Source organism: Mesorhizobium sp. M1365 (assembly GCF_040317865.1).
GTDB lineage: Bacteria > Pseudomonadota > Alphaproteobacteria > Rhizobiales > Rhizobiaceae > Mesorhizobium.
Map to the genome: position 1 here is coordinate 1 of NZ_JAMYLG010000082.1, position 7,972 is coordinate 7,972.

Sequence of the window (7,972 nt, forward strand, 5' to 3'; positions counted from 1 at the left end):
AGCGTGACCTTCACTGCGTCGGCGAGGATGTTGACGCCGCGCAGCATGCGCTCACGAGCGTCGCGGGAAAATTTTACGTCTTTGGGCATTTTTTAGCTCCGAAGGTCTGTGGAAGAGGCGAACTGGATTTCGGCGGTCAGAATGATGCCCATAATGTCGGATTCCTTCATGATCAGAAGGTCTTCGCCATTGAGCTTCACTTCGGTGCCCGACCACTTGCCGAACAGGATGCGGTCGCCGGTCTTGACGTCCAGCGGGACGAGCTTGCCGGCCTCGTCGCGCGCGCCGGAGCCGACGGCGACGATCTCGCCTTCCTGCGGCTTTTCCTTTGCGGTGTCGGGAATGATGATCCCGCCGGCGGTCTTCGCTTCGGAGTCGACGCGGCGAACGACCACGCGGTCATGCAGCGGCCGGAAATTCTTTGCCATTTTTGGATGTCCTTGGTGCGGATGTTGAATGGTGTTCCGTTGCCGGAGCGTGCGAGTGCTATCGTGGCGCTGAGACAGGCGGTCGGCTGCGTCCCCGTCTTCCCCGCCTGTGGGTGCAGGTGGATCGGTGGGCAGCGTCGAGCTGGCTAGTAACCTTTTTTCATGTTCCAAGCCTTACTCCAGTGCCATCTTTGACGGGTCCGGGAGACCCGCAGCGGCAGTATGTTTTGGTGAGGTGATCAGGGGACGTCGTCTTCTCCTTGGTCAGTCACGTGTTTGCGGATGACGGCGAGGCTGGGCTGGACGCCTGGGCCGGCTATTTGCACAACCACGCCAGGAAAGTGGACGAATTGACCAGTAAGGCATTCCGACACGCCCCTTCTTAGGTTTGCTCCTCGGCCACCCCATTGACGTTGGGAGAATCCTTTTGCGGAGCTACACAGATAGTGCCGTGACAAACCTTCTCACCCTTGTAGTTGGCCAGAGCCTGCAGCAACTCCGGTAGAAGGTGCTGTTTCAGGTCGTTCGAGATAGGCTCCGGACCGTCCAGCACCTTAAGTGCCTGCTCGACCAACTCGATCGCGCGATCTTTGTTGCCGCTCTCATGATAGTACTGAGCGACCATCGGATAAGACATGAACTTAGAGCCGTGGCCTTGCGGCAGTGCCACGATGTGTTTAGACAGCTCTTCGCCCATCGCAAAGCGCTCAGCAGACGGAAAGCCCGCATAATCAAAGCACGGCGCGAAGAGTAGGAATAGCCCATAATATATCCAGTGCTCGGACTCTCTGTTGATCGCGTCGCGAACGAATTGGCGCATTTCGGGCAAGCCGGCCTCCATGTCGCGCATTTTGTGAAGCAACAGATGCGCAAGACTCACGCGGAAATATAGGTTGTCCGGCATCAAGGCGACGCCCTCCTCGATTGCCGAGCGCGCCGTCTTCCAATCATTTGTCTCCATCGCCGCCCGATATCTAGCCTTGATCGGCTTCGTCAGCGCTTGTTCGCGCGCTTTGGGTTCGCCTTTCGCGATCCGCTCCCTGTCGGCGGCTTTCGCTTGATCGCTGGCGCGCCAGCTGCCGTTGAGCACCTTCGGCAAAACCTCATCGAGTTCCGTCGGGCCACCAATAAAGGCGATGTGGCCGTCTCGGTCGACCACGAAACTGGTCGGAATCCAGCAAGAAAAGCTGGGCTCCATCCAAAGCTTTTTCATTTCGCCTGTGGAGTCGAACGCCATCCGAAAGTTCAGATTCGAGAACTTTTCGGTCAACCACGCGTCCAGATTGCTGCGGGCCTCATCGGCCGTTGGAGCGTCTTCACTAGCCGCGACTCCGATGATCTCAACGCCGCTGTCCCTGTATTTCTCCTGCAACTGCATCAGATGAGGCATCGCGTCCACACATGGGCCGCACGAAGTTGCCCAAAATTCGACGATGTATACTTTCCCGGGCTCGAAGCTGCTGAGCGGCTCGCCACGCAGCCAGGTTTCCACTTGAATCGAAGGGGCCGGGGACTCCATCTGCAAGACCGGGTGCTGTCCAAAGTTATTTCCAAAGGGTAAGGTTGTCGGCACTCTGGTTTCCTTCCTAGAGAGGCACGGGTTGGGGGGAAGAGGAGCCTCTGGTTGCTCCCTTATTCGTGCAAGGGCCATGCCAGCGAGCTCAGCGCGCACATGCTTTGGAAAAACCTCCCGGTGCCCCAGATGACCGGTTGTAATGCACCTGATATTTTTGCCATTGTTTGTTCTGAACCTGTCATATTGTCTGCCGCTGTCAGGTTTTGGACACGCTTCGCGCCGCCCGAAAAGCGTGGCCCGTCCCCGAAGCGCCAAGGCCATTAGGACGCGCGGCAGGCAGCCTCTGCCCGTCCCGAGGGAATTCGCCTCAGTGACATTGGTGGGTTGGCTCGCCGCTAACAGTTTTGAAGAGGAGGATGAACAAAGCCCCCGGCGAAGTGTGAGCCAGCCTAATCGACCGACACTGCGGGTATGCTCCAAGCTACACAGTGATGTAAAGGGCGCTACGCGCTTGGAGCTACACACATGACGCTGAACATTCGCCATCCGGAGGCCGATACTCTCGCTCGGGAGCTTGCGCGCATTGACGGCACAAGCATCACCCGATGCTGTGATTGTCGCCCTGCGGGAAACCATACGCAACCGGATGAACAAGGAAAGCCCGATAGAAACGGCGCAAAAGACACTGGCTAAGCACGGCCTGTCTTTCAGCCAGGTCGAAAGCCGGTTCCACCGGAGGCCTATCACGAGCTCGACCATGATCTCAACAGGTGGTGACGAATAATGTTCGTCGATGCATGTGCGATCGTCTCGATGATGGCGGCGGAGGACACGGCCGACGCCTATGAAGCGGCGGCGCTCGATGCGGCTCGCCGTTCACATGACACTTGCTGCCTAGGAAGCCATCATCGTGCTTTCACGGCCGGATCAGTTGAATTGCGCCTACAAAGCGGCTGAGGCGGTCGTCGTCGAATGGCTCGCAGCACCAAAGATTCGGCTCTGCGAGCCCGGTTCGCCCCGACACGTCCTGTCCTACGCGGTCGCTGTCGCCGGACAGCACGGCATAGCAAAGCGGCGCCTCAGCAAGTTCGATTGCCCCTACGCCTATTCCAAGGCGATGCACTCGCCGCGGCTCACGCTGGACCACCTTTTGCTTCAGACAGACGTGGCGACCTTGCCAAAAGGATCAGATGAATGACCGTCTTCGAAAAATCGACTGAACTGCCGGAATTGACCGGGGTCGTTGCCGCCGAGCAGGTAGCCGATCAGCCGTCCCTGTGGTCGACGGGAAGCACGTTTTGCATGTCAGCGGCCATTTGCAGCGCCTGAGAGCTCGTTGCGGGGCTGATTTCCAAATCCAGAGGATAAGGATAATCGGTCGGTTGGAGGCGTCGTTTCGGTAGATCGGCCATTGACTCTGCCCACCGCTGGCTCATATATAACCCATTGGGTTATAGGAAGTGCATGCAGATCGTCGCCGAGACACCATTGTTCATCAAGCAGGCGGCGGAGCTGTTTAGCGACGATGAGCGGAAGGAACTGATCGACTTTCTCGCTGCCAATCCGCAGGTGGGTGATGAGATTCCAGGTACCGGTGGCGTTCGAAAGATGCGGTTCGGCGCCAAAGGCAAGGGTAAGCGCGGTGGCGCAAGGGTCATCTACTACTGGTACAGCGATGACGCACCGATCTACGCGCTGTTGGCGTACGGCAAGAATGAAAAGGTCGATCTGAAGCCGGACGAGGCAAAAGCGGTTGCAGCCTTCGCCAAGGCGATTAAGGCAGCGAACAGGAGCAGGACATGAGCGAGATGACAAAATTCGGCGCTGATCTGATCCAGTCTATGTCGGAAGCTCTGGCGCACGCGCAGGGTAAGGACGTTCCCGGTATCAAGGTGCACAGCGTCGATGTTGGCGCGGTCGACGCCAAAGCCATCCGCAAGAAGCTCGACCTGACACAGGATGAGATGGCGACCGTGCTGGGAACCAGTCCATCCGGCTACAAGAAGTGGGAGCAGGGCAAGCGGCAGCCAAGCGGCGCGGCCCGTACACTGCTTCGCGTCATGGACCGGGAGCCTGAGGCGGTGCTGCGTGCTCTAACGCCCAATGATACGGAGGCCAACCTCAACAACAAAACTCCTGCAGCCGCGCACTGAGCAGGGGAGGGGAGGGCCGCTTTCAGAGCCCCGACGCCTTGGTGAGATTGACCCGGAACCACCGCCTACGCGCGATGGCCGAGTGGAAGGCTATCGCGGCTCAAAATTGCTTGATTATCTTGCCCTGTTCTCCGCTCGCCCGCTCGCCAACAATCCGGAGGCCGATACTCTCGTTCGGGAGCTTGCGCGCATTGACGGCACAAGCATCACCGATGCTGTGATTGTCGCCCTGCGGGAAACCATCCGCAACCGGATGAACAAGGAAAGCCCGAGAGAAACGGCGAAAAAGATTCTGGTTAAGCACGGCCTGTCTTTTCAGCCAGGTCGAAAGCCGGTTCAACCGGAGGCCTATCACGAGCTCGACCATGATCTCACAGGTGGTGACGAATAATGTTCGTCGATGCATGTTCGATTGCTTCCACTACGCCTATGCCAAGGCGATGCGCTCGCCGCTGCTCACGCTGGACGAGCTTTTGCTTCAGACAGACGTGGCAACCTTGCCGAAAGGATCAGATGAATGGCCGCCTTCGAAAAATTGACTGAACTGCCGGAGTTGACCGGGGCCGTTGCCGAGCAGGTAAGCGAGCACATGGCCTTGATCGCGCGCGGCGAGGAGCTCGACCTTCCATGGCGTAGACTTCGCGTCCTTATCGACTAGGAGCTTGTGGTAATAGTAACACCGGCGCTCTTGGGCGGTTCTCTTCGGGGGAGTCGGACAAGCCTTGGCTGGTCAGAGAAAGGAACGCAGTTTATGCGCGGTTGAGTGGAGCCGAAGGCCAGAAAGGGGGCCTGGGAGTGAGCCTAGGCCCCTTCGCGGCGGGTTGGCATCGGCTGACAGCTTCATCATGACGTCACCTCGGAGGACGAGAAGCGATTGTTGACGCACGGGTACGAGCTGCCTCGGTCGTTCGCTCGATCGAAAGGACTGTGTGTGGAGGAAGCTCTCCATCGTGCAAGGCGAGAGGCTGCTGGGCTGCTTCCTTGTCCGCTGCCGTGAGCCGATGATTCAGGCGAAGAAAGTCCATCCAGGTTGGCGTGCGAAATGTCTCTGTCCAAAGTGAAGGCGTTTGGAGGTTGCGCTGGAGCGTCCAGTTTCGCGCACCGCGCGGCTAAGAGCGTGGCGCTTTGCACGCATGCAGGAAGGCGTCGGTATTCTTTTCGGATATGCAATAGTCGATTTTGGCGACGATAGGGCCACTCCTTGGCTTCAGATCGAGTGCCAGCTCCGGTGCGCGAAAATCCGAACTTTCCTGGTCCGTTTCTTCCCATGGACGTATCGGCAACACCATTCCCGCTGCTGCAAGCAGCAACAGACCCCGGCGGCGCCCTCCAAAGCCCAGGTCAGGGAGTAATTCTGCGCGACGGAACCCCAAATCCAGCTGCCGGCAGCCATACCGCCAGCGCTCAAGGCGTAGTAGATGGAGAGTGTACGGCCGACTACCCACCGTGGGCTTGCGAGTTGCACCGCCACGTCAATGCCGGTCCAGGTGATAAGCCAACCCGCGCCGCCCAAGGCAAGCGCGACTGCCGCCACAGGGACCGACGATGTTAGTGCAACGGAAACGCAACATGCTGCACAAGCGACAAAGGCGAACGCCACCAGCCTGTTTTGAGACGTGATCCGCCTAAGGAAGCCGTTGCTCATACCCGCGATGAAAGCCCCGGTGCCGAAGCCGGCCAATAGAATACCGTAGACGATCGGCCCGCTCTTCAACTGATCCCGAACGACGAGAGGCAGCAACGCCAAGATCGAAATGCTGGCCCGAAAAGGGTTCCGCGGGCGATCGCCGCCCTGATTTCCAGGGACATCGCCGTAAAGCGCACTCCGTCGTGAATCGCCGTCATCATTCTCTCGCGGGGGAGAGGCGAAGAGCGGATTTTCCATTTGGTGCGCCATAGTGCACCTAGAGGCGCGAGATCGCTCAGCGCGGCCAAGCCGAAAGCGGCCAGCGGACCAAAGAAGGCCAGAATCGTCCCACCCAGAGCAGGACCTATGCTGCGTACGAGGTTGTATCCGACGGACATCAGCGTGACCGCGGCCGGTATGTCGCGCTTGTCGAGGATATCGCCGACCGAAGCATGCCAGGCCGGATCATTCAAAGCAAAGCCGCAGCCGGCCAGGAAACCCAGTCCGAGTACCAGCCAAGGATCGACAAATCCCAGACCGACCAAAATCATTAGCGTCGTTGATGCCAATGCTATCAAGCAGTGCCCCGCAAACATCACCCATCGGCGGCTGAAGTTATCGGCGATGGCTCCGGCGAGAATTGAGAGGAAAAACACCGGCAATGTGGATGCGGCCTGAACGAGTGCGACCATGAGGTCGGAAGCTGAAATGGTGGCCTTCAGCCAACTGATGGCGACCGTCTGCACGAGCCACCCGAGGCTGGATAATCTGTGTGGCTGTCCAGATCGAGCGAAATACCGGATTGCGAAGCGGGGCAAGCGTCGTTGGAGCGGACGGCTGAGGATCTTCGTGCTGCACGTTTTTTGCCTTCCACGAGCCGATCGTTAACTCACGGCTGCCAGTACTGACTTTTTGTCTATAGATTTGTGTGATCGGTCAGTATTTCCAGAGCATGACCTAGCAGTCGCTTCCGCATGCTCCACAATCAACTTTGGGGCGGCAGCGGAACCGGGCCGGGTGAAGACCGCAGCTTGACCCCACTTGTTCACAGACGGGAGAGACAACGAACCCTAACAGGAGAGGTGCCACAATCTCGTCCTCGCCCTGGTTGACGACGAGTGCTCAGGGATGGCTTCCCTAAGCCCGATGATGATCGGCATTCGCGATGACCCCTCGTGAATGCGCGTTTTGTGATGGCAAGGGATTAGAGCTCGACTGGCCGACTTGCCGGGGCCAGTATTCGGTCCGTGTCCACAGATTAAGAACGAAGCGGTATTCGCATGGCTGTCAACGCGGACATTGAGAGCATTCGCCCGCCTGATTTATCGGCGCAGACGCCTAGAACGATCGAAGCTGTCCGCCGGGAAGTCCGCAGCCTCAACCATCATCTCGATCAAGACCGTCCGTAGCCGTGGCATACTACCCATCCGGCGAGGCTCTCGCATCAAGACCAGCCAGCGCCCTGGTTTCTCCCGGATCATCAGCGATTTAAATCAAATCCGTCTGTGGATACTAACGATTGCGCCTCCCTCATCTCCTAGACGGCTAATGCGGGCGGTAACTGAGAGGGTCATATGACAAGCGATTTTTCCGCCGCGCGGGTGCATTTAGATCGAGCGTATCACTACCTGCGGGGCGATGACCCGATAAGTCGGAGGGGGCGCGAAGCCTTGGACCTGCTACTTGAGGCGGTTACCGTCGAAGAGTTTAAGCAGCCACGCCAAAACGCGGAGATGCTAATGTTTCCGATTGGGCGCCGCTTCAGAGTCGGCCACCATGAACATGGTGCGCAGACACCCTCAGAATACCGCCCGTCCCGGCATGAGCCAAAGTCGGGCAATCGAATGGGAGTCCGAAGCGTGTCGCTCACAACGATCCGTACTTAGCCGCCCTGGCTGAAGCTTCAATGCAATCCGACGTCGAGTTGCTCACGCCCGACGCCGGGTTCTTGTGATCGAGGCCGGCTGCGGCGGAGCCGTTTCGCCAGCCATTCGCTTGGTTTCCCGTCCCAGAACGGCGTTGAACGGGCCGAGATCGCGAAACGGTCGCGTGAGCAGCTTTCGCGGCTACGAGACGCTCGCCTGGTACGACGGAACGGGCCGAACGGGTAGGGGGCCGCGACGCATTGGGCGTCCCACTCGCCGACGGGGCGAAAAGCACCATGAAGGCAATGTCCGGCCAGGCAATGATTTCGATCTCTTAGCGGCGCTGGGCGCCGATCTGCCGGGAGCCGTACGGGCGTCGCCCA

Annotated in this window: 10 protein-coding genes and 3 pseudogenes; 9 read left to right on the plus strand and 4 right to left on the minus strand. The window is 58.8% G+C overall.

What is annotated here, in order from left to right:
* Positions 1–92: 92 nt before the first annotated feature.
* Together groES and NKH04_RS32510 are read right to left on the minus strand one after the other, a co-directional pair.
* The gene (gene groES, locus NKH04_RS32505; RefSeq protein ID WP_023722616.1) at positions 93–428 is read right to left on the minus strand and encodes a co-chaperone GroES; all 336 of its coding nucleotides are present in this window, start codon (positions 426–428) and stop codon (positions 93–95) included.
* Positions 429–810: 382 nt separating this feature from the next.
* Positions 811–1,947 carry a redoxin family protein gene (locus NKH04_RS32510; protein ID WP_352708773.1) on the minus strand — a complete coding sequence of 379 codons (1,137 nt, stop codon included), beginning with the start codon at positions 1,945–1,947 and terminating at the stop codon, positions 811–813.
* Positions 1,948–2,469: 522 nt separating this feature from the next.
* On the opposite strand from NKH04_RS32510, the pseudogene NKH04_RS32515 reads away from it, so the two are divergent.
* From NKH04_RS32515 to NKH04_RS32550, 8 genes and pseudogenes are all read left to right on the plus strand, one after another.
* Positions 2,470–2,514 (plus strand): annotated as a pseudogene (locus NKH04_RS32515) (hypothetical protein); the annotation flags it as partial.
* Positions 2,515–2,518: 4 nt separating this feature from the next.
* Positions 2,519–2,728 (plus strand): hypothetical protein, encoded by a 210-nt coding sequence (locus tag NKH04_RS32520; RefSeq protein ID WP_353045566.1) that lies wholly within the window; start codon positions 2,519–2,521, stop codon positions 2,726–2,728.
* A complete protein-coding gene (locus NKH04_RS32525; RefSeq protein ID WP_353045563.1) occupies positions 2,728–2,901 on the plus strand; it encodes a hypothetical protein in 174 nt (57 codons plus the stop codon). The genes NKH04_RS32520 and NKH04_RS32525 overlap by 1 nt, the downstream gene beginning before the upstream one ends.
* Positions 2,902–3,138: 237 nt before the next feature.
* Entirely contained in the window at positions 3,139–3,273 is a 135-nt protein-coding gene (locus NKH04_RS32530) for a hypothetical protein (RefSeq protein WP_023722620.1), read from the plus strand.
* A 135-nt stretch (positions 3,274–3,408) separates the two neighbouring features.
* Positions 3,409–3,747 carry a type II toxin-antitoxin system RelE/ParE family toxin gene (locus tag NKH04_RS32535; RefSeq protein ID WP_353045564.1) on the plus strand — a complete coding sequence of 113 codons (339 nt, stop codon included), beginning with the start codon at positions 3,409–3,411 and terminating at the stop codon, positions 3,745–3,747.
* Positions 3,744–4,097, plus strand: coding sequence for a helix-turn-helix domain-containing protein (locus NKH04_RS32540; protein ID WP_023722622.1), 354 nt, complete (start codon positions 3,744–3,746; stop codon positions 4,095–4,097). The genes NKH04_RS32535 and NKH04_RS32540 overlap by 4 nt, the downstream gene beginning before the upstream one ends.
* An 82-nt stretch (positions 4,098–4,179) precedes the next feature.
* Complete coding sequence (locus tag NKH04_RS32545; RefSeq protein ID WP_353045565.1) at positions 4,180–4,488, plus strand: type II toxin-antitoxin system VapB family antitoxin; 309 nt, start codon at positions 4,180–4,182, stop codon at positions 4,486–4,488.
* A 126-nt stretch (positions 4,489–4,614) separates the two neighbouring features.
* Positions 4,615–4,755 (plus strand): hypothetical protein, encoded by a 141-nt coding sequence (locus NKH04_RS32550; protein ID WP_023722625.1) that lies wholly within the window; start codon positions 4,615–4,617, stop codon positions 4,753–4,755.
* Between the two features lie 193 nt (positions 4,756–4,948).
* Here NKH04_RS32550 and NKH04_RS33360 read toward each other — a convergent pair.
* Positions 4,949–5,386, minus strand: a pseudogene (locus NKH04_RS33360) (MFS transporter).
* Positions 5,305–6,470: pseudogene (locus NKH04_RS32555) on the minus strand (MFS transporter). The pseudogenes NKH04_RS33360 and NKH04_RS32555 overlap by 82 nt, the downstream one beginning before the upstream one ends.
* Before the next feature lie 1,303 nt (positions 6,471–7,773).
* Between NKH04_RS32555 and NKH04_RS32565 the strand changes: the two are divergent.
* Positions 7,774–7,972: hypothetical protein (locus NKH04_RS32565; RefSeq protein WP_353045567.1), on the plus strand; the 199-nt coding region annotated here is incomplete at its 3' end.